This is a genomic window from Streptomyces klenkii, assembly GCF_003626645.1.
GTDB lineage: Bacteria > Actinomycetota > Actinomycetes > Streptomycetales > Streptomycetaceae > Streptomyces > Streptomyces klenkii.
Window position 1 is genome coordinate 165212 of sequence record NZ_RBAM01000011.1, and the last position, 20371, is coordinate 185582.

Consider the following 20371-nt stretch of genomic DNA (forward strand, 5'->3'; position numbering starts at 1 on the left):
AGGACGGGGAGGGGGACGGGGGCTCGGGCGCCTGGACCGGGGCGGACTCGGGCGGTGCAGCGGGGGTTGCCTCGGAAACGAGGACGGCTTCCTTACGGGCACGAGCTCCGAACCCGAAGGTCCGGAACCATCCCGTGCAGCGGGCGATAAAATGGCGCACGTTGACGCTCCTCTTCAGCGTTGACCACGCCCCGGGGCCGTTGCAGCGGTCGCCGGGGCTCTGTACGTCACGGCAGCATGCCCACTACTCAGTGCAGGCGCAACGCAATCGCCAAAAGTGCATACGCGCGAGTGAACTCGTTGCCATGGGGGCTGATTTGATGCGGGACACTGTGCTTCGCTTCCGCCCCTGCGACACTCCCTGGAGAGTGGAACATGCCCGCGATTCCCACCGTTCGGCGCCGCGTGCTCGGAGCAGAGCTCCGTGCTCTCCGCGAAGAGTCGGGGCACACGGCCGACGAGATGGCCCGGCGTCTCGGCTGGCACCAGACCAAGGTGAGCCGCATCGAGAACGGCCGCTCCGGCGTGCGCGTCCACGAGCTGGAATCCTTGCTGGACCTCTACGGAGTGACGGATCCCGAGGCACGGGAAGGTCTCGTCGGCCTGGCACGGGACAGCAAGGCCCGCATGTGGTGGAAACCGTACTCGGACGTGCTCACCCAACGGTACGCGTCGTATATCGCACTGGAGACGGAAGCCTCGGCCAAGCGATCCTTCGAGACGACGCTGCTCCCCGGGCTGCTCCAGACACCGGACTACGCCCGTGCAGTCATCAAGGCACTCGCGCCGGAGACCAAGCCGGACGCGGTCGATGCCCTGGTGAGCGTCCGCCTCGCCCGGCAGAGCGCCACCCTGCGCCGGGCCTCTCCACTCCGTTTGCAGTCGGTCGTGGACGAAGCCGCCCTGCGACGCACTACCGGGGGATCCCACGTCATGACCAAGCAGCTGCACCACTTGCTGGAAGCGTCCGAGGAGCCGAACGTCACGGTGCAGGTGCTGCCCTTTGCATCGGGCGGGCACCTCGGCATGCTGGGGTCGTTCGGAATCCTCCACTTCCCCATCCGCAGCGATCTCGACATCGTGTACACCGAGTCGTACGTCAGCAGCATGCAGTTCGAGCGCCGGTCGGACTTCGCGACCTACAGCCGGATGTTCGACACGCTCAGCGCGAGCGCGCTCGACGAGGCACAGTCCCGCAACCTCATTTCGTGCGTAGTGAAGGACCTTCAATGATGAACTGGAACGACTTAGCGTGGCGCAAGAGCAGCTACAGCGGTCACCAGACGGATTGCGTAGAGGCCGCTGAGGCCCCCACCGACACGGTCGCCGTCCGCGACAGCAAGGCATCCCACGGCCCCACCCTGATCCTCCCAGCCAGGGCGTGGGCCGCTTTCGTGTCCCACGTGAAGGGGGCAGGCCTGCCGCGTTAGTACCGTCCGGTGGCTCGGATCCGTGGGTTGAGTGCAGGTCAGAACAGGCTGGCAGCGGGGGAGGGTGGGGGGCTTGCGCTTGTCGGGCGCGACTTGCGGTGGGTGGGCGGTTGGCCGCCGTACTCCTGCCGTCACGAATGCACGCGCGTAAGGAGACCTCCCCATCAGCCGTGGCTGATGGGGAGCGGACTGCTGCCGCGATGTGGTTTCTCCCGTCGTGGGCGTTCCACTAGGCGCGCCATAGTTCGTGGTTGCGCGGCCGGGTGGAAGGCGGAGTGAGGCTGGTGAGACGCTGGCGGCCGGGAGGGGCCGGTGAGGTGGGCGGCTTACGCTCTCGGGTCACTTGTATGCCGCGTACGGCCGCAGGGTCGGGTGATTTCCGGCCCGGGAAGGCCACCGAGGCCCGTGAGGCGCGGACTACCCGGTGAGGTCCGTGAGGCGCACAGACCTCACTCCCCGCGCACTTCTACGCCACGCAGCCCGCCCCGCCGGTGGATTTCCGCGCCGAGAGGGCACCAACCCCCACCATCCCGCACCCGGCCGCTCAGCCACGACGGGCCCAGCCACATCGCGGCAGCAGCCCGCTCCCCATCAGCCACAGACGAAGGGGCCGGTCTCCTCACGCAGCCGCATCCGTGACGGCACGAGTACGGCGGCCAACCGCCCACCGGGCGTCGGACACCCGACGTGCCCAAGCCCCCCCACTCCTCCCCCCGCTGCCAGCCTGTTCTGACCCGCACCCGACCCACGGATCTGCACCCACCCCGCCCCACCCGCGGCGCGGCTTGACCGCAACGTGTCTTGTCCGTGGGGGCGGGCGGGTGTTCGCTGGATCGGGGAACACCCCGATTCCCGCGTCGAAGGAGGCGGTTGACCATGGCTGTGCACGAGCCTGTCGCGGCGCCCGGTGCCGATTGCACCTGTGGTCCGGGATGCACCTGCGGATGTCAGAACGGTGGCTCCTGCCAGTGCGGCGGGACGTCTGCCGCTTGAGGAACACTGAGGAACACGATCGACACGAGGGCCGGTCGGCCGAGCGGCCGGCCCTTCCCCGTACCGCCGGGCGGAATTGCCGCTAGCCCAGCAGCCCCGTCAGCCCTCCCCCGCGCGCCAGCTGCTCCAGCTCGTCCAGGGCCGCGCGGGCCTTCGCCGCCGCGTCGGGGTCGCGCCCGGCCAGGCCGCTCTCCTCGAACTCGTCCTCGTCCAGCCGGAGGATCGTGGCGCCGTCGGCCGAGACCCACAGGTCGAGGTCCAGGTCGGTGGAGACGACGGCGCCCGGGGTGATCTCGGCGGGCCGGGTGATGTCGCAGTACCAGCCCTTCAGGGTGCCGTCGGCGGCGCGCACCTCCTTGACCGCGTGCCAGCGGTCGCGCCAGTAGTGCTCGGTGAAGACGTCGCCGCGCTCGAAGCGGACGAAGCCGAAGTCCCGGTCCGACGGGGCCGCCCACGGGGCGCGGACGACGGCGTGGTTGCCGTCGTCGCGCACCGCCACCGCGGGGTAGCCGATGCCGGACCGGGACTCCTTGACCAGCGTGACCGTTACGTCACTGCCGGCCCGCAAAACAGCGTTCGGGGTGCTCATGAAGGTGAGGCTTCCCCATGAGCGGCGCCGGGGCCAGCGAATTTAGCCGATGACGGACGCGCACGTGGTCGGCGTCGCGTTGGCCGGGTCGAGGGCGTTGGCGACCTCGTGCGCGACGACGCGGTCGACGGTGCCGATCGCGATGTGCTCGGAGAAGTCCACAGCGCAGAGGTCCTGGAGCAGGACGTTGCGCACGTCGGGGCCGGTCAGGTAGCCGGAGGTGTACGGCGTGACGACCTCGTCGTACTTGGTCGCGATGACCGTGTAGCGGACGCCCGGCACGGTGTCGGGGACGGAGTTCATCTTCTTGAGGTAATCGGAGCCGATCGCCTGGTCGGTGAGGCCGGGGGTCAGGCCGCCGAGCGCGTTGCGGGCTCCGGGGATCTTGTCCATGAGGGTGACCAGGCCCGACAGCGTCGTGCCGTGGTTGTTGGGGGCGATGCCGGTGAGGGAGTTCACCTTGTCCTTGCCGCCCAGGAAGTTGAGGTAGTAGCGCGGCATCGCGCCGCCCTGGGAGTGGCCGACGAGGTCCACCTTGTCGGCACCGGTGGCGGCGCGGACCTTGTCGACGTACGCGGAGAGCTCTTCGGCCGACTTCGCGATCGGGCCGAGGCCGTAGAAGAGCGGCACACCGGGCAGCTTGCCGTAGTCGAGGGAGAAGACGCAGTAGCCGCGGTTCTTCAAGTAGGGCGCGAGGACGAGCCAGTTGTCCACGGAGTTACCGAGGGTTCCGTGCACGAGGACGACGGGGCGCGGGTGGGCGGCCGACGGCTTGCAGGAGTAGTCGTTCCAGCCACTTCCGGCGGTCGCGGCGGGCGCGGCGGCCTGGGAGGCGCGGGTATCGTCAGACGGAGCGGCCGCTGCCTCGGGGGCGGTGAGGGCGGCGGCCGAGAGGGCGAGGGCCAGCGCGGGGAGCAGAGTGCGCAGCGGTCTCCAGGGCAGCTTCATATGAACACCTCGCTGGTGGGGGGTGGTCACCGACGGTGGGCACACGGGTGGCCCGGAACCGTGGTTTGCTGAAAGAGCGTTAACTTACGTGCCAGTAAGGATGCGTGGCGCACCTTGATCGGTCAAGGAATCCGTCACACGTTCTTTATGTGGAAGACGTTAATCCGTAACAGACTTCAAGCCACGGCGCGCCTGCTCAGCGCCGCCGCCGGGCCCACCGCCCCCGGCCCGAAGCGGGCCCGGGCCCGGTCCACGGCCGCCTCGATCCGGCGCGCCTTCTCGTCGGCGGGGTCGAACGACAGCTGGTGCGCGGCGGATCCGGCGTCGCCGAGGCCCTCCGCGCGCAGCGCCACGGCCCGGACCCGGGCGCGCTGCAACCCGAGCGCGTCGTGCAGCGCGTACGCGGTCGCGGTCAGCTCGGGGGTGTGCGCGGTGGGCTCGGCGAAGGTGCGGGAGCGGGTGGTCGCCGAGCCGTCCGCGTAGCGCACGGTGAGGGTCAGGCCGCGCGCGACCTGCCCGCTCTCCCGCAGCCGGCCGCCCAGCCCGTCGGCGAGCGCCAGCAGCGCGCGGCGGCGCCGGTCGGCGTCCAGCTCGTCCCGCTCGAAGCGGTGCTCCGCGGCCGTCGAACGGGCCCGCGCCCCCGGAGTGACGGGGGTCGGGTCGATGCCGCGCGCCCGCTCGTACAGCTGCCGGCCCGCCACGGGCCCCAGGATCCGCTGGAGCGCGGACAGCGGCGCGGCGGCGATCCGGCCGACGGTGCCGAGTCCGTACGTGGCCAGGGTGCGGGCGGTGGCCGGGCCCACGCCGTACAGGGCGGCGGCCGGCTTGCCCGCGAGGAACGCGGACACGGCGGCCGGGTCCCCGGGGAGCGTGCGCACCGCGCCGGGCGGGCCGTCCTGCGCGGCCATCCGGGCCAGCATCGGATTGCCCGCGATGCCGACCGTGCAGTCGGCCCCGTACCGGGCAAGCGCCCGTACCCGTACGAGCGCGGCGAGCCCGGCCGGGTCCTGCCCGAAGTAGCGGGTGGCGCCGCGGACTTCCACGAGCGCCGCGTCGGGAGGGACGGCCTGGACGACGGGGCTGACCTCGGCCAGCAGGCCCAGCAGGCCGTCGTAGGTCTCCTCGCCCAGGGGCGCGCCCGCCCCGGCGTGGAAGTGGACGTAGAGCACGGTGGGCGCGCCGGCCGGACCGGGCTGACCCGGCGGACCGAGCGGCGGGTCCGGCACCACGGCGAGCCGTGCCCGGGCGCTCATCCCGCGCTCCCGGGGCTCGCGTGCCACAGCTTGCGGCCCGTGGGCGTGCCCTCGCCCGCGGGTTGCAGGTCCGCCCACGGGTGCATGGCGTAGCCGGTGGGGAGGTGGATGCGGCGGCCCGGGTCCCCGGCCGCGGAGGCCACTGGAGCCGCGGGGGCAGCCAGGGCAGCCGGGGCCACTGGAACCGCCGGAGCCGCCAGCACCGAAGCCACCGCCTCCAGCCCGCCCTCCGCGCGGAGCCTCGTCAGCCGCGCGAGGTCCCACGCCGCCGCGCCCACCACGCTCAGGCTGCGCGGCCCGCGGCGCTGGACGACGCCGCGGACGAGCAGCAGCCAGGAGTGGAAGACGGTGTGCGCGCAGGCGGGGTGGCTGTCGTCGAAGAAGGCGCAGTCGACCAGGCCCGTACCGTCGTCGAGGGTGGTGAAGATGACGCGGCGGCCGGAGCGGACGGGCGGCGTCTGGGTGGCGGCCTTGGCGCCCGCGACCAGGACGGTCTCGCCGTGGCGCGCGTCGCGCAGCCGCCGGGCGGGGACGACGCCCAGCTCGGCGAGGAACGTCCGGTGGTCCGACATCAGGTGCCGGGAAGTGTCCATGCCGAGCACGCCGAGCTCGGCGCCGAGCCGCTCCTCCGCGTCGAGGTCGGGCAGGCCGATGGGCTCGGCCCGCACGCTGTCGATCAGGGTGGGCTGATCCACACCTCCGCGCCCGTGGCGGCTGTGTCCGTAGCGCCCCTGCCCGTGGTGCAGTTCGGCGATGTGCAGGAGCAGGTCGCGGCGGTTGCCGCCGAAGGCGTCCAGCGCCCCGACCCGGGCGAGGCGTTCGGCGACGGGCCGGGCCGGACGGGCGCGCTGCCACAGGTCGGGGAGGGAGGTGTACGGGCGGCCCTCCGCGATGCGTGCGGCTTCGGCCCCGGTGATGCCCTGGACGTCGGAGAGGGCCATGCGGAGCCCCCACACGCCGTCGGGCCACCCTTCGGCAACATCGGACACCAGTTCGATCGAATAGGCCGTGCCCGACCGGTTCACGTCCAGCGGCAGGATCGGCACGCCGCGCCGCCGCGCGTCCGCGAGCAGCAGCCGCTTGGGGTACATCCCCGGGTCGTGGGTGAGCAGCCCCGCGTAGAAGGCCGCCGGGTGATGGGCCTTCAGCCACGCCGACTGGTAGGTCGGCACGGCGAACGCGACGGCGTGCGCCTTGCAGAAGCCGTAGCTGCCGAACGCCTCCACAATCTCCCAGGTGCGGCGCACGGACTCGGGCGAGCGGCCGAGCTTCGCCGCCTCCCGCCCGAACCACGCGCGCACCCGCCCCACCAGCTGCGGGTCGGACAGCGCGCGGCGCGTCTCGTCCGCGAAGTGCCGGTCGCAGCCGGTCATGACGTGCAGGATCTCGATGATCTGCTCGTGGAAGACGACCACGCCGTACGTCTCGCGCAGGGCGGGTTCGAGCGCCGGGTGCGGGTAGCGCACGGGCGCGCGCCCGTGCCGGGCCGCGATGAAGGGCCGCACCATGTCGGCCGCGACCGGGCCGGGCCGGAAGAGGGAGATGTCCACCACGAGGTCGTGGAAGGTGGCCGGCTGGAGCCTGCCGACGAGGTCGCGCTGGCCCGGCGACTCGATCTGGAAGCAGCCGAGCGTCTCGGTCGACCGGATCAGCTCGTACGTACGGGGGTCGCCCGGCGGCACGTGCGCGGGGTCGTCGAGGTCGAGGCGGCGCCCGGTGGTCCGCTCGATCTCGGCCACCGCGTGCGCCATCGCGGACTGCATCCGCACGCCCAGCACGTCGAGCTTGAGCAGCCCGAGCCGCTCCACGTCGTCCTTGTCGAACTGCGCCATGGGGAAGCCCTCGCCGCTGGTCGGCACGACGGGCGTACGGGCGCGCAGGCTCGCGTCCGACAGCAGCACGCCGCACGGGTGCATGGCGACGCCGCGCGGCAGCCCGTCCAGCGCCTCGACCAGCTCCCACAGCCGGCCGTGGTCCTCCGCGGCCACCCCGCGCAGCTCGGGCAGCTCGGCCAGGGCCGCGCGGGCGTCGCGGGCGCGGATGTGCGGGAACGCCTTGGCGAGCCGGTCCACCTCGGCCGGGTCCTTGCCGAGGGCCGCGCCCACGTCCCGGATCGCGTGCCGGACCCGGTAGGTCTCGGGCATGGCGACGGTCGCGACGCGGTCCGCGCCGAAGCGGTCGAAGATCGCGCGGTAGACGTCCAGGCGGCGCGCGGACTCCACGTCGATGTCGATGTCGGGCAGCGCCTTGCGGTGGACGGACAGGAAGCGCTCCATCAGCAGGCCGTGCTCGACGGGGTCGGCGTGGGCGATGCCGAGCAGGTGGTTGACCAGGGAGCCCGCGCCGGAGCCGCGGGCGGCGACCCGTACGCCGAGGGCGCGGGTGTCGTCCACGACCTGGGCGACGGTGAGGAAGTACGAGGCGAGGCCCTTCCCGGCGATGATCGCCAGCTCGTCCTCCAGCCGGTCCCGGTAGCGGCGCTTGCGGTCGTAGCCGCGCAGCACCATGCCCGCCGTGCAGCGGGAGCGCAGCACGCGGTCGGCGGTGCGGTGGCCTGCGCCGACCAGGTGCGCCTCGGGGAAGTGGACGCGGCCGAGCCGCAGGTCGTCCCCGGGGCCGACCCGGCAGGCGGCGGCGGTCTCCTCGGTCGTGGCGAGCAGCCGGCGGGCCGCGTCCTTGCCGAGCCCCGCGGCCTCCGTGATCCGCTCGGCGAGGGCGGCCATGGCGGCCGGCCCCTTGAGCCAGCGCTCGCCGCTGTCGAGGAACTCCGGCCTGCGGGGGTCGATCGGGACCAGCCGGCGGGCCGCGTCGAGGACGTCGGCGACGGGCCCCTGACCGGGGTCGGCGTAGCGCACGGCATTGCTGAGGACGGCGGGGACGCCCTGGTCGGCGGCGAAGCCGGCGGTACGGGCGGCGAGCCGCAGCGAGCCGGGACCGGTGCCGGTCCGGCCGTGGCAGACGGCCTCCAGGCGCAGGGCGTCACCGAACATTTCCCGCCAGGGCGCGAGCAGCCGGGCGGCCCGGTCGGGGCGGCCCGCGGCGAGGGCGCGGCCGGGCTCGGAGCCGGGGCCGAGGAGGACGTGGAGGGGAGCGCGGATGCCGGGGGCGGCGGCCGCGAGGTCTTCGCGGGTGAGCTCGGGGCGGGGGGAGGCGCCTGCGGTGCCGCTCGCGTGGGCCGTGTTCGTGTGGGCTGTGTTCGCATGGGCCGTGTTCGCGTGGGCCGCGGAGACCAGCCCGCACAGGGCGGCCCAGCCGCGCGCGCCGTCCCGGGCGAGGAAGACCGCGCGGGGCGCGGACTCGTCGACGAAGGCGCCGCCGCGCACGGGGGTACGGGGGCGGTGGTGCGCGGAGGGCTGCGGGGGTTGCTGGGACCGCGGGGGCTGCGGCGGCTCGTCCCGTACGGCCAGGTCCACGCCGAACACCGGGCGCACGCCGGCCTCGGCGCACGCCGTGGCGAACCGGATCGCTCCGGCGAGGGTGTCGCGGTCGGTGAGGGCGACGGCGTCCATGCCGCGCTCGGCGGCGCGCTCGGCCAGCCGCTCGGGGTGCGCGGCCCCGTACCGCATCGAGAAGCCGGATGCGGTGTGCAGGTGCGTGAACGCGTTGAGCCCGGTCATCGCACCTCCTGCTCGTTCCTGTCACCCCCTGGCCGAAAACCGCCCTCTCCATCCACCATAAACCACACTCTCGAACATTCGTACGAACGCGCGTGCGAAGGAGGTGCGAGGCGGGAGCTTCGATCACCCGGACGGCCCGCACCGCCTGCGCCGGCCCCCCGCACCCCGCAGGCTCGGGGCATGCCCTCATTCGTCCAGGAGCTGCGGAGCGCGGTGACGACCCGGGCCGCGGTCCTGGTGATCGGCACCCTGGTGCTCCAGCTCGCCTTCATCGCCTCGTACGTGGGCGCCTTCCACAGCCCCCGGCCGCGGGACGTCGCGCTCGGCGTCGTCGCCCCGCGGCAGATCGGCGGGCAGCTGGTGCAGCGGCTGGACGGGCTGCCGGGCGACCCCCTGGCCCCGCGCACGGTGGACGGCGGCGAGGCCGCGGCCACCCGGGAGATCCGCAACCGCGACCTCGACGCCGCCCTCGTCGTCGACCCGCGCGGCACCACCGACACCCTCCTCGTCGCCGGCGGCGCGGGCGCCTCCCTCGGCCAGGCCACCGAGGCGGTGCTCACCCGCGCCGAGGCGGCGGAGGGGCGCAAGGTGCGGGTCAAGGACGTCGCGCCCGCCGCGGCCGGCGACGCCCGCGGCCTGACCGCGTTCTACCTGGCGGTCGGCTGGTGCGTGGGCGGCTACCTGTGCGCCGCGATCCTCGCCATCAGCGCGGGCGCCCGGCCCGCCAACTCCCACCGCGCCGTCATCCGGCTCGGCGCCCTCGCCCTCTACGCGGCCGCGGCCGGCCTGCTCGGCGCCGTCATCGCGGGCCCCGTCCTGGACGCGCTGCCCGGCAGCATCCTCGGGCTGTGGGGCCTGGGAGCGCTGGTGGTCTTCGCCGTCGGAGCGACGACGCTCGCCCTCCAGGGCCTCGCGGGCATCGTCGGGATCGGCCTGGCCATCGCGATCGTGGTGGTACTGGGCAACCCGAGCGCGGGCGGCGCCTATCCGTACCCCCTCCTGCCCCCCTTCTGGAACGCCCTCGGCCCCGCCCTCCCCCCGGGCGCCGCCACCTGGTCCGCCCGCTCCATCGCCTACTTCAACGGCAACGGCCTGGCCCCGTCCCTGCTGGTACTGGCGGCCTGGGCGGTGGCGGGGGTGGTGGTGACGATGGCGTGCGCAACGCTGAGAAGACGGGAACCCGAGGCCTGAACGGGCGGGCCGGCCGGGGCCGGCCGTTGCGGTGCATGCATTGCCCGGCGTCGACGCGCCCGAGATTGAGTGAATGATAGTCAGTGGGTATCATTGGCGCATGCTGTATGAGACGCCGCGCCTGGAGCAGGTCGACCATGAGGTCCTGGAGCAGGTGAACGCGATGCGTGATCAGCTGCGCTTTGCGGTGCAGCAGGTCCCGATGAAGTGGACGCTGGACCTGCGTAAGGCGCTGACGGCGAGCGCGATCGCGGCGTCGAACACGATCGAGGGCTACCGGGTCGATGCGAAGGACGTCGCTGACCTGATGGACGGTGAGCGTGAGGTCGAAGCGAGCGAGGAGAACAAGGCGGAGACGCTGGCCTACCAGCAGGCCATGACCTACATTCAGTCACTCCACGATGTCGCCGACTTCCGGTACAACAAGGAACTCCTCAACGGCCTGCACTGGATGCTCCAGGGGCACCACCATCCCCTGAAGACGGCCGGCCAGTGGCGCAAAACCCCCATCCGCATCACCGCCCCCGGCGACGAGCTCGCGACCGATTACGAGGGCCCGGACCAGGAGCTGGTTCCCGGGCTGATGGGTGAGCTGGTGGACTGGCTCAACGAGGGCGACCTCGACCAGCACGTCCTCATCCGTGCTGCGATGGCGCACCTGAACCTGGTCAAGATCCACCCGTGGTCGGACGGCAACGGCCGCATGTCGCGCTCGCTCCAGACCCTCCTCATCGCCCGGGGCGGAGTCCTGGCCCCCGAGTTCTCCTCGATCGAGGAGTGGCTGGGCATGCCGGGCAATACCTGGGAGTACTACAAGGTCCTCCGCGAGGTCGGCGGCCCCCTCTGGTCCCCCCGGCGCGACACCCTGCCCTGGATCAAGTTCAACCTCCTCGCCTACCACCAGCAGGCCCAGCGTGTACAGCGCCGTGTCGACCGCTCCAACGACTGCTGGATGCAGCTCACTGACGCTGCGGAGTCGAACGGAATCACGGAGCGGCAAGTGACCGCGCTGCACGAAGTGGCGATGACCGGCCGGGTACGGCGCTCCCGCTACGAGAAGGCCGAGGCGCTCAACACCCAGCAGGCGACCCGGGACATGCAGGCTCTCACCAGGGCCGGCCTGCTGACGCCGGTCGGACAGACCAAGGGCCGCTACTACGTGGCCGGACCCGCGTTCCCGGAGGAAGTCCTGGCCACTGCCCGACGGCCCCACAGCATCACCGACCCCTACGCGGCATAGCGAACCAGTCAGCAACGGCGGCGCGACGCGCATCAGTCCTGTCAGCCGTCGGCGTCCGGTGCGGCCCGTTCCGCCACGTCCGGGGATCCCTCAAGGAGCCGGCCGCCGCCGAGTGCTTGGCGGTGGGGTGGCCGCCGCGCCGCCGGCCCGGCGCGCGAGCCGGCCCCGCGCGCCCGGTGGTGCACTGATGAGCCGTTGGTGAAACGGGGCCGGGCCATGGATCCGGTGCGGGGCCGGGGTGGACGCTGTGACGTCAGCACCCCTCGTCCCCATCCCTCCTCCTTGAGGAACGCCGTGTCCCCCGTGCCCCGTTCCCGGCCGCCGGTCACCGAGCTCCCCGAGTCCGGTCCCGGGCGGGCCGGCCGGATCAGCCCGCACCTCGACGAAGCCGCCGCGTTCAGCGACCGCTGGGTGCGGCGGACCGGGCTGATCCAGTCCTTCTCCGCCCAGCGGCGCTTCCGCCGGGCGGGCTGCGCGGAGTTCGCGGCGCGGGTGGCGCCGGAGGCCGAGTGCGGACGGCTGCAACGGGTCTCGGCCTGGCTGGTGTGGTTCCACGCCCTCGACGACCGGTTCCACCACCGGGAGGAGGAAAGCCCGTACGGATACGACGCGCTGCCCGACTTCCTGCCGCCGGACGGCGGGCGCACGCCGCCGCCGCGGACCGCCCTCCAGCGGGCGCTCGCCGACGTCTGGCGGATGACCGCGCCCGCGATGTCGCCCGCGTGGCGCGCCCGGGTCACCGCGCGCTTCCTGGAGTGCGCCGCCGAGCGGCGGGCCTGGGACGCGCTCGCGCCCGGGATCGTGCCCGACCTCGTCGAATACGCCTGCGGAAACGAATTAGCGGCTCCTCTACGGGAATTGGCCTCCTTCCGGGCCGCCCTCGAAGCCACGACCACTGTGCTCGCCCAGGGCGGTGCCGCCCGGGAAGCGCTCCGGTGCGCGCTGACCCGTCTCGAACACGAAGCCCCCGCGCCCTCCTCTGCGGCCGTCGCCGCCTGGAGCCGCGCGCTCTCCCTCTGGGCCGACGGCCACCTGGCGTGGGCCCTGCGCGAGGGGCCGGCCGGGGAGACCCGGCGACTGCTCCTCGCCGACGACGTCACCGGCGTCCCGGTGGACCTGCTGCGCCCCCGGCGTCCCGCGCCACCGCCCATCCCCTCCACGAGCGGCGGCGCGGGCACCGCCCTACATCGTGGCCGCGAGTAGCTCGCGCGTGTAGGGGGCCTTCGGATCGTCGAAGACCTCGTCCCGCGGGCCGCTCTCGACCACGCTCCCGGCCCGCATCACCGCCACCCGGTCGCAGAAGTGCCGGACGACGGCGAGGTCGTGCGAGACGAACAGCAGGGACAAGCCCAGTTCGGCGCGGAGGTCCATGAGCAGGTTGAGCACCTGGGCCTGCACGGACACGTCCAGCGCCGACACGGGCTCGTCCGCGATGACCAGGCGCGGGCGGAGGGCAAGCGCGCGGGCTATGCCGATGCGCTGGCGCTGACCGCCGGAGAACTCGTGCGGGTAGCGGTGCAGATGGGCCGTTCGCAGGCCCACCTGCTCCAGCAGCTCGGCCGCCCGTGCGCGCCGCTCCCCCTTGTCCAGGCCGGTGTGCACCCGCAGCGGGGTGGTCACGATCTCCTCGACCGTACGGCGCGGGTTGAGCGACGCGTACGGGTCCTGGAAGACCAGCTGTACGTCGCGGCTGAGCTCGCGGCGCAGGCGCGTGTCGCCCGCGGCGCGGGAGATGTCCCGGCCGTCGAACCGCACCTCCCCCGACGTGGGCCGTTGCAGCCCCGCGAGGACCCTCGCCGTGGTCGACTTCCCGGACCCGGACTCCCCCACGAGGCCGAGCGTCTCCCCGGCGTCGATGCGCAGGCTCACGTCCCGTACGGCTTGCACGGCACCACGGCCACGCCCTCGCTGGAAGAGCCCGCGGCGTCCCCCGAACTCCACGTGGAGGTCGACGACCTCGGCGAGAGGGCGTGCGGGGGCGGGTCCGCTGCCGCGGGGCGCAGGTGCCTCCGCGGAGGCGGTCCGCACGGCGCGGGCTTGTCCGGCACCGCCGGGCTTCGCCGTCGGACGACTCGCCGTCGCGGCGGATATTCGTTGCCCGGCACCGGCGAGCCCCTGCGCAGCACCGCCCGCGGCGGCGTCCCGCACCGGGTCGTCGACCGTCGGCAAGTGTGTCCCCGGCACCGTGTTCAGCGTCGGTGCCGCGCCGATCAGGGCGCGTGTGTACGGGTGTGCCGCGTCGGTCAGGAGTTTGCGGGTGGGGCCCTCCTCCAGGCCCCGCCCGCCCCGCATGACGAGCATGCGGTCGCACGTCCCGGCCACGACGCCCACGTCGTGCGTGACGAGCAGCACCGCCGTACCGCTCTCCTCCCGCAGCTCCGCGAGCAGTTCGAGGATCTGCCGCTGCACGCGCGCGTCCAGCGCGGTCGTCGGTTCGTCGGCTATCACCACGTCCGGGCTGTTCACGAGCGCCATCGCGATCATCACCCGCTGCCGCATGCCGCCCGAGAACTGGTGCGGGTAGTCGCGGGCCCGGGCGGCCGGGATGCCGACGCGTTCCAGCATCGCGAGGGCCTTCTCCCTCGCTTCGGCCCGCCGCCCGGCGCCCGCCGGGGCGTGCACGCGGTACGCCTCCGCCAGCTGCGCGCCGACCGTATGGAAGGGCGAGAGCGCGGCGAGCGCGTCCTGGAAGACCATGGCGATCCGCACGCCGCGCAGCGCACGCACCGCGGACTCGGGCGCGCCCACCACCTCCGTACCCCCGACCAGCACGCTCCCGCTCACCCGCGTACGGGCCGGGTCGTGGAGCCCCATCGCGGCCAGCCCGACGGTGGACTTGCCCGAGCCGGACTCCCCCACCAGGCCGAGCACTTCACCGCGCTCCAGCTCGAAGGAGAGGCCGTCGACGGCCGTGGTCTCCGTACCGCCCCGCCCCTTGAAGGAGACCGTCAGGTCACGTACGGACAGAGCCGGCGTCATGCGAGCCTCACCCTCGGGTCGAGCCGGGCCACCACCAGGTCGGCGAGGGCCACGAACACCACGACGAAGAAGGCGGCGAACAGCACCGTGCCGACGACCGTCGGCAGGTCGTTCTGGACGACGGAGTCGACGGCGAGCTTGCCGACGCCGCCGAGCCCGAAGACGGTCTCGGTGATGAACGCGCCGCCGAAGAGCGCCCCGGCCTCCAGCCCGAGCAGCTGGACGAGGGGCCCGGCGGCGCCGCGCGCCGTGTACTTCACGTGGGCCCGCAGCGCGGTGAGCCCCTTGCCGCGGGCCGTCCGCACGTACCCCTCGTGCATCGTCTCCAGCGTCTGGGAGCGCGTGAGGCGGGCGAAGACGGCGGCGTTGACGAAGCCGAGGACGAGCCAGGGAAGGAGCAGCCCGGCGGCCCACGGGCCCGGCCCGTCGGCGAGGGGCGCGTAGCCGGGCAGCGGTACGAGCCCGGTCTTGTAGACGAGCAGGTACTGCACGGCGTAGCCGAGGAAGTAGATCTGCACGCTCGCGCCGACCAGGGTGAAGCCGGACAGCAGCCGGTCGGCGGCCGTGCCGCGGCGCAGCGCGGCGGTGAAGCCCGCGCCGATGCCGAGGACGACGATCACCACGAGTGCCCCGCCCGCCAGCGACAGGGTGACGGGGAAGCGGTCGCCGATGGCGTCGAGGACCGGCTGGTGGAGGGTGTAGGAGTAGCCGAGGCAGGGGGCGGTGCAGTCGATGGGGCTGCCGTCGACGTCGCTGATGGTGCGGCCGGCGACGAGGCCGCGCAGGTAGTCGAGGTACTGGCCGGTCAGCGGCTGGTCGAGGCCCATGCTGTGGCGGACGGCCTCGACCTGTGCGGTGTCGCACTTGGGGCCGCAGGCGATGAGGGCGGGGTCGGAGGGGGCGGCGTAGAAGAGGCCGAAGGCGGCGGCGGTGATCGCGAGGAGCACCGCCGCGGCCTGGAGGGCCCGCCGCAGGAGGTAGCCGGTCATGGAGCCTTACGACCTCTTCAGGTACAGGTCGGCCGCCGCGATGGAGCCGTAGATCGGGTGGATGGCGGCGCCGCCGACGTTCTTCCCGCGGAACTGGGTGACGCTCGTGTAGAGGAACGGCACGACCGGGACGTCCTTCATGACGGTCTGTTCGAGGGCGATGAGGGCGTCGGCCTTCTGCTGCGCCTCGCCGATGCCGGCGATGCGCTCCAGTTCCTTGTCGACCTCGGGGTTGCTGTAGCGGATGGAGTTGGCGAGGGCGTCGAGCTTGCTGTGGTAGCTGTCGGGCAGCAGCGTGGACGGGGTGGGCCAGTCGACGGAGTTGGTGGACAGCCACAGGTCGTAGGGGGCGGGGCCGCGGAAGACCTCGTTGGTGAACGCGGCCTTCTCCAGGGGCTTAGTGACGAGCTTGATGCCGGCCTTGGCGAAGGCGTCGACGAGGACCTGGGCGAGCCGGTCCTTCTCGGGGGCGTCGCTCTCGTACGCGTACGTGAGCGTGTCGACCTTGGTCTTGGCCTTCGCCAGGTGTTCCTTGGCCTTCTCGACGTCCCCGGCGGGCGCTACGGGGTAGAGGTCGTACTTCTTCCAGCCGACGACGGCGGGCGAGGAGAGCGTGGTGGCGAAGTCGCCCAGGCGGGGGCCGCCGAGGACCTGGCGGGCCTGCTCGCGCGGGAAGAGGTAGTGGATGGCCTTGCGGACCTCGGGGTCGGTGACGCGGCTGTTCTTGATGTAGAGGTCGCTGGTGTAGGCGCCCTGGCTGCCGGCGACGAGGAGGTCCTTCTTGTCCGCGTCGCGCCGGGCCTCTGCGTAGAGCTCCGGCGGCACCTCGCTCTTGGTGGAGAGGGTGGCGGGGCCGTCGCCGCGCCCGTTGAGGACCTCCTGCGCGGTGTTGAGGATCTTCTTGCCGAAGGTGAACTCGAAGCGGTCGGCGTACTGGTGGCGGATGGGGTCGGTCTCCGGCTTCCAGTGCGGGTTGCGCTCCAGGGTCAGGCTCTGGTTCTGCTTGTGCGCGGCGATCCGGTACGGGCCGGTGGCGAAGGGCCGGGTGTCGTAGCCGGTGCCGGTGTCCTTGTCCTTGCGGACGGGGGACGAGGAGGACTGGGCGGCCATGTAGGGCACGTCGGACTGCGGCTGCGGGAAGTGGAAGACGATCGTCTTGGCGTCGGGCGTCTCGATGGCGTCGAGGTCGCCGTGCTCGGGCCCGGCGTACTTCTGCACGGCGGCCGTGCGGTCCTCGGAGCCGGTGAGCCACTCGGGCCAGTAGGTGGGGCCGAGTTCGAAGCCGGGGGCGAAGGTGCGCTCGATGCCGTACTTGACGTGCTCGGACGTGATGGGCTCGCCGTCCTCCCAGGCGATGCCGTCCTTGAGCTTGTACGTCCAGGTGCGGCCGCCGTCGGAGGACTGCCCGGTGTCGGTGGCGAGGTCGCCGACGAGCTTCGGCTTGCCGTCGACGACCTGATACTGGGTCAGCTGGCGGCCCCACAGCAGCGAGGTGCTGTACGACTCGCCCGCGTAGATCTTCTGCGGGTCGAGGTGGCTGTAGTCGTTGACGTTGGCGATGCGGATCGTGCCGCCGCTGCGGGCGCCCTCGACGGCGGGGGCCGGGCCTTGACTGTCCTTGGCGGTGCCGAGGGTGGCGGTCAGCCGCTGGCCGCTCTTGGCGGCGGCCTTGCCCTTCTCCTGATCCCCACCGCCCGCACCGGCACCGGCCGAGCAGGAGCAGAGCAGCATGACGGCGGCGAGAGCCGGTACGACTGCGGTGCGCGGACGGATGCGGGCCATGGTGAACTCCGGATCGAGAAGGGGAAGTGGCGCGCCCCAAAGGGGCGCGAGGCTGTATTGATCTGCGGCTCCGCCGCGTGGGCGCGACCAGCTACTGACGGCCCGCAGTCATAGGCAACGCGCGGAGCGCTAGCGCGCGATGCGCGGATCGAGCGCATCCCGAACCGCATCGCCGAGGAGATTGAAGGCGAGGACGAAGACGAGGATCGCCGCGCCCGGGAAGACCATGTACGTCGGGTCGTCGTAGAAGACCTCGGAGCCGCGGGAGATCATGCGGCCCCAGTCGGGGACCGGCTCGTTGATGCCGACGCCGAGGAAGGACAGCGCGGCCTCGGCGGTGACGATGCCGGGGACGGCGAGCGTGATGTGCACGAGCACGGGCGCCCACACGTTGGGCAGCAGCTCGCGCAGCACGACGTGCCGGCGGCTCGCCCCGACGGCCCGCGCCGCCTCGACGAACTCCCGCTCGCGCAGGGCCCGCACGGCGGTGCGCAGGACCATGGCGAGCGGCACCCAGCCGAAGGCCGAGAACACCAGGATGAGCGAGGTGAACTGCATCCAGGCGGGCTCGTTCTCACCGGGGTCGACGAAGCGGGTCTGGATCACCGGGCTGAGCGCGAGGAGAAGCAGAAGTGTCGGAAAACCGAGCAGTGCATTGCATACGAAAGTGAAGGCCCGGTCGGCGAGGCCGCTGAGGTAGCCGACGGTCACGCCGAGGACGACGCCCGCCACGGCGATCACGGCGACGGAGGCGAGGGCCACCAGCAGCGACGTGCGCATGCCGTACACGAGCTGGGCGAACACGTCGCGGCCGAGGCCGGGTTCGATGCCGAACCAGTGGTCGGCGGAGATGCCGCCGTTGGGCAGGACCGGAAGGCCCTCGGCGCTCAGCAGACCGGGGGTCTGCTGCCCGTAGTGGGAGGTGGGGTCCTTCCCGTAGAGGGCCGTGACCAGGGGCGCGGCGGCCGCGAGCAGCGCGCAGAACACGGCGACGGCGAGGGCGGCCATGCCCGTGCGGTCGCGGCGGAACGCCCGGCAGGCGGTGGCGAAGGGGCCGCGGGAGGGGGTGTCGGAGGGCCCGTGGGAGGGCGCTTCGAGGGTGTCCCGAGGGGGTCCCCCTGAGTGCTCTTCGGCCATTTGCTGCCGCGCTCCTGTATCGCTCCGGCCGCCGCTCGGTCACGTGGCGGGCCTCTTTTCGGCCGGTGTGCGGGGATCGCCCGATCCGGCGTGCGGATCATTAGATCCAACGAAATGAGCGTCCGCAATCCATCTTTTTAAAGGCGAGTTGGATAATTCAACGTTGATTACAAGGAATCCTTGCTGGTCAATATCCCTGTAACATTAATTCCCCGCAATTGCCCCGAAACGGACGCCGGGCGGGGTCGAACCTTCTCCACAGAGGCCCGTATGAGACGTGCCTCACACGAGATTCAGCCACTACTGAGGGTTTTCAACCAGCGACTGAAAGTGTTCGATCCATGTGCGTTCATGCTCAACTTGGGTAAGACTGCCGTCCGTTATCTGCAGCCACGAGCAAGGGAGTGTTCGGAATGCGGTACATCACTGGGGGCATCGCGATGGGCGCCGCGCTCGCACTGGGCGGCGGCCTCCTGGCCGCCGGAACGACGACCGCGAGCGCCGCACCTGCACCTGTCCCCGCGGCACAGACGCAGAGTCTGTACGCCGCCTCCGCCCTGGTCCTGACCGTCGGTCACGGAGCGAACTCCACCGAGGCCTCGGTCGACCGCGCGGTGACGCTGACCTGTTTCCCCAAGGCGACCGGCTCGCACCCGGACTCGAAGGGCGCCTGCGCCGCGCTGAAGGCGGCCGACGGTGACTTCAAGAAGGCCACCACCATCAAGTCCGGCACGGCCTGCACCAAGGAATGGAACCCCAGCGTCGTGACCGCCGACGGCGTCTGGGAGGGCCAGCGGGTCCGCTTCGAGCGCACCTTCGCGAACCCGTGCGAGGCGAAGGCGGGCAAGGGCACGCTCTTCGAGTTCTGAAACCCCCCGCGAACCGGCTGAACGACTGCACAACTGAACGCAGAGACCGGTTGAGCGTGGAACGGCCCCCGGACACCGTGGAGGTGTGTCCGGGGGCCGCGTCCTGCGCGCCCTCCGCTTCGGCCTTACGGGATGGTCGCGCCGTACGCATCGAGGATCTCCTGGACCGGCTGGTAGTACGTCCTCGGCGCCGGGACCGGCATCGTGCAGCTCCCGGAGCCGCCGGACAGCACGCCCAGCGCCGTCGTCCCGGCGAAGAGGGGGCCGCCGCTGTCACCGGCCTCCGCGCAGGCGCTGGTCTCGATGAGCCCGGTGACCTGGCCCTCCTTGTAGTTGACCGTGGCGTTGAGGGCGGTGACCGTGCCGTTCTTCAGCCCCGTCGAGGAGCCGCTGCGGCTGATGGCCTGGCCGACGGTCGCGGCGCCGGCGCCGGTGATGGGCTTCAGGCCCGGGTTCACGGCGCTCGGGTGGTCGACGGCGCCGGTGGCGGGGTACGCGGCGATGGCGTAGTCCCGGCCGGGGAACGTGGCGGCCTCGGTCCTCGCGATCACCGGGCCGCCGTTCGAGGCGCGCCAGTCGGGCTCGGCCTTGCCGCAGTGCCCGGCCGTCACGAAGGCGTCGGGCTTGCCGGGCCGCTTCACGTTGAAGCCGAGCGAGCAGCGGTACTGCGAGCCCCAGATGCCGTCGCCGCCGGCGATGAACCGGGTGAGCTTCGTGGCGGACCTCTTGACCACGACCGCGCTGCCCAGCGAGCGGGCGGTGTCCTTGATCCGCGCGAGGTCCGCCGCCGTGACCGTGGGGTCGGCGGTCAGGACCACCTTGTTGAGCCGCGGATCGGCCGCCCAGGCGGTGCCGGGGGTGGTGATGCGGGAGTCCAGCGTCGCGTGGGCGGAGTCGAGCTCGGCCTTCGAGTGCTCCACGACGCGGGGCGCGGCACCTGCCGCGCGGACGAGGCCGGCGGCGTCGCTGTCGGTGACGTCGACGACGAGCCGGCCGAGGGCGGAGTCGTAGTACGAACCCGCGACGGCGCCGCCCAGTGCGGCGACGAGCGTCCTGGCGAGGGAGGCGTCCGAAGCGTTCGAAGCGGCGGACGGTGCGCGGGCCGGAGCGGCGGGCGAGCCGGGCGAGGCGTCGGCCTGCTGGGGGCTGAGGGTCACCGCCGCGAGGGCGACGGCCGACGCGGCGGCGAGGGCGACGCGCGCGGGGATCCATCTACGCTTCAACTCGGCACCTCCGGTGGGGGGTTGGGCCACGGAGAGGCGACTCGCCGGGCCCGGAGGACATACGACACGGGCTCGCCGACGGCTTTACAGAGGGCGCGTCCATGCCAAGTTGGCTTGTTGAGTATCCCGGA

The 20371-nt window shown here is 72.5% G+C and carries 15 protein-coding genes; 6 read left to right on the forward strand and 9 right to left on the reverse strand.

Annotated features, from left to right (window positions below; translation table 11 throughout):
* Nucleotides 1–375 precede the first annotated feature (375 nt).
* Both D7231_RS25480 and D7231_RS25485 read left to right on the forward strand, forming a co-directional pair.
* A complete protein-coding gene (locus D7231_RS25480) occupies nucleotides 376–1233 on the forward strand; it encodes a helix-turn-helix domain-containing protein (protein ID WP_120757864.1) in 858 nt (285 codons plus the stop codon).
* Nucleotides 1233–1430, forward strand: coding sequence for a DUF397 domain-containing protein (locus D7231_RS25485; RefSeq protein WP_120757936.1), 198 nt, complete (start codon nucleotides 1233–1235; stop codon nucleotides 1428–1430). The genes D7231_RS25480 and D7231_RS25485 overlap by 1 nt, the downstream gene beginning before the upstream one ends.
* A 1075-nt stretch (nucleotides 1431–2505) precedes the next feature.
* Here D7231_RS25485 and D7231_RS25490 read toward each other — a convergent pair.
* The 4 genes from D7231_RS25490 to D7231_RS25505 all read right to left on the reverse strand — a co-directional run bounded on the left by D7231_RS25490 (nucleotide 2506) and on the right by D7231_RS25505 (nucleotide 8830).
* Nucleotides 2506–3012, reverse strand: coding sequence for a ribonuclease FAU-1 family protein (locus D7231_RS25490; protein WP_120757865.1), 507 nt, complete (start codon nucleotides 3010–3012; stop codon nucleotides 2506–2508).
* A 42-nt stretch (nucleotides 3013–3054) separates the two neighbouring features.
* Nucleotides 3055–3960: an esterase/lipase family protein gene (locus D7231_RS25495; RefSeq protein WP_120757866.1), complete on the reverse strand. Its 906-nt coding sequence runs from the start codon at nucleotides 3958–3960 to the stop codon at nucleotides 3055–3057.
* Nucleotides 3961–4136: 176 nt separating this feature from the next.
* On the reverse strand, nucleotides 4137–5213 hold the full coding sequence (locus D7231_RS25500; RefSeq protein WP_120757867.1) for a DNA polymerase Y family protein: 1077 nt from the start codon (nucleotides 5211–5213) through the stop codon (nucleotides 4137–4139).
* Complete coding sequence (locus D7231_RS25505) at nucleotides 5210–8830, reverse strand: DNA polymerase III subunit alpha (RefSeq protein ID WP_120757868.1); 3621 nt, start codon at nucleotides 8828–8830, stop codon at nucleotides 5210–5212. Before D7231_RS25505 ends, D7231_RS25500 begins: the two co-directional genes overlap by 4 nt.
* Before the next feature lie 180 nt (nucleotides 8831–9010).
* On the opposite strand from D7231_RS25505, the gene D7231_RS25510 reads away from it, so the two are divergent.
* The 3 genes from D7231_RS25510 to D7231_RS25520 all read left to right on the forward strand — a co-directional run bounded on the left by D7231_RS25510 (nucleotide 9011) and on the right by D7231_RS25520 (nucleotide 12464).
* Nucleotides 9011–10021 carry a YhgE/Pip domain-containing protein gene (locus D7231_RS25510; protein ID WP_120757869.1) on the forward strand — a complete coding sequence of 337 codons (1011 nt, stop codon included), beginning with the start codon at nucleotides 9011–9013 and terminating at the stop codon, nucleotides 10019–10021.
* 100 nt (nucleotides 10022–10121) lie between these two features.
* A complete protein-coding gene (locus tag D7231_RS25515; protein ID WP_120757870.1) occupies nucleotides 10122–11261 on the forward strand; it encodes a Fic family protein in 1140 nt (379 codons plus the stop codon).
* Between the two features lie 294 nt (nucleotides 11262–11555).
* A complete protein-coding gene (locus tag D7231_RS25520; RefSeq protein WP_120757871.1) occupies nucleotides 11556–12464 on the forward strand; it encodes a terpene synthase family protein in 909 nt (302 codons plus the stop codon).
* On the opposite strand, the gene D7231_RS37810 is transcribed toward D7231_RS25520, so the two are convergent.
* The 4 genes from D7231_RS37810 to D7231_RS25545 all read right to left on the reverse strand — a co-directional run bounded on the left by D7231_RS37810 (nucleotide 12444) and on the right by D7231_RS25545 (nucleotide 18148).
* Complete coding sequence (locus tag D7231_RS37810) at nucleotides 12444–14240, reverse strand: dipeptide ABC transporter ATP-binding protein (protein ID WP_241999916.1); 1797 nt, start codon at nucleotides 14238–14240, stop codon at nucleotides 12444–12446. The genes D7231_RS25520 and D7231_RS37810 overlap by 21 nt on opposite strands.
* Nucleotides 14237–15229, reverse strand: coding sequence for an ABC transporter permease (locus D7231_RS25535; RefSeq protein ID WP_120757872.1), 993 nt, complete (start codon nucleotides 15227–15229; stop codon nucleotides 14237–14239). The genes D7231_RS37810 and D7231_RS25535 overlap by 4 nt, the downstream gene beginning before the upstream one ends.
* A gap of 6 nt (nucleotides 15230–15235) precedes the next feature.
* A complete protein-coding gene (locus D7231_RS25540; RefSeq protein ID WP_120757873.1) occupies nucleotides 15236–17011 on the reverse strand; it encodes an ABC transporter substrate-binding protein in 1776 nt (591 codons plus the stop codon).
* A gap of 129 nt (nucleotides 17012–17140) precedes the next feature.
* Nucleotides 17141–18148 (reverse strand): ABC transporter permease, encoded by a 1008-nt coding sequence (locus D7231_RS25545; RefSeq protein WP_120757874.1) that lies wholly within the window; start codon nucleotides 18146–18148, stop codon nucleotides 17141–17143.
* Between the two features lie 413 nt (nucleotides 18149–18561).
* On the opposite strand from D7231_RS25545, the gene D7231_RS25550 reads away from it, so the two are divergent.
* Nucleotides 18562–19017: a subtilase-type protease inhibitor gene (locus D7231_RS25550; RefSeq protein ID WP_120757875.1), complete on the forward strand. Its 456-nt coding sequence runs from the start codon at nucleotides 18562–18564 to the stop codon at nucleotides 19015–19017.
* A gap of 125 nt (nucleotides 19018–19142) precedes the next feature.
* Here D7231_RS25550 and D7231_RS25555 read toward each other — a convergent pair whose 3' ends face one another.
* On the reverse strand, nucleotides 19143–20240 hold the full coding sequence (locus tag D7231_RS25555) for a S1 family peptidase (RefSeq protein ID WP_120757876.1): 1098 nt from the start codon (nucleotides 20238–20240) through the stop codon (nucleotides 19143–19145).
* Nucleotides 20241–20371: the final 131 nt, after the last annotated feature.

Coding starts and splice junctions, on each gene's coding strand:
- D7231_RS25545 (WP_120757874.1), bottom strand. CDS start 18,148: ATGGCCGAAGAGCACTCAGGGGGACCCCCTCGGGACACCCTCGAAGCG.
- D7231_RS25505 (WP_120757868.1), bottom strand. CDS start 8,830: ATGACCGGGCTCAACGCGTTCACGCACCTGCACACCGCATCCGGCTTC.
- D7231_RS25550 (WP_120757875.1), top strand. CDS start 18,562: ATGCGGTACATCACTGGGGGCATCGCGATGGGCGCCGCGCTCGCACTG.
- D7231_RS25535 (WP_120757872.1), bottom strand. CDS start 15,229: ATGACCGGCTACCTCCTGCGGCGGGCCCTCCAGGCCGCGGCGGTGCTC.
- D7231_RS25480 (WP_120757864.1), top strand. CDS start 376: ATGCCCGCGATTCCCACCGTTCGGCGCCGCGTGCTCGGAGCAGAGCTC.
- D7231_RS25485 (WP_120757936.1), top strand. CDS start 1,233: ATGAACTGGAACGACTTAGCGTGGCGCAAGAGCAGCTACAGCGGTCAC.
- D7231_RS25500 (WP_120757867.1), bottom strand. CDS start 5,213: ATGAGCGCCCGGGCACGGCTCGCCGTGGTGCCGGACCCGCCGCTCGGT.
- D7231_RS25490 (WP_120757865.1), bottom strand. CDS start 3,012: ATGAGCACCCCGAACGCTGTTTTGCGGGCCGGCAGTGACGTAACGGTC.
- D7231_RS25540 (WP_120757873.1), bottom strand. CDS start 17,011: ATGGCCCGCATCCGTCCGCGCACCGCAGTCGTACCGGCTCTCGCCGCC.
- D7231_RS25495 (WP_120757866.1), bottom strand. CDS start 3,960: ATGAAGCTGCCCTGGAGACCGCTGCGCACTCTGCTCCCCGCGCTGGCC.
- D7231_RS37810 (WP_241999916.1), bottom strand. CDS start 14,240: ATGACGCCGGCTCTGTCCGTACGTGACCTGACGGTCTCCTTCAAGGGG.
- D7231_RS25510 (WP_120757869.1), top strand. CDS start 9,011: ATGCCCTCATTCGTCCAGGAGCTGCGGAGCGCGGTGACGACCCGGGCC.
- D7231_RS25515 (WP_120757870.1), top strand. CDS start 10,122: ATGCTGTATGAGACGCCGCGCCTGGAGCAGGTCGACCATGAGGTCCTG.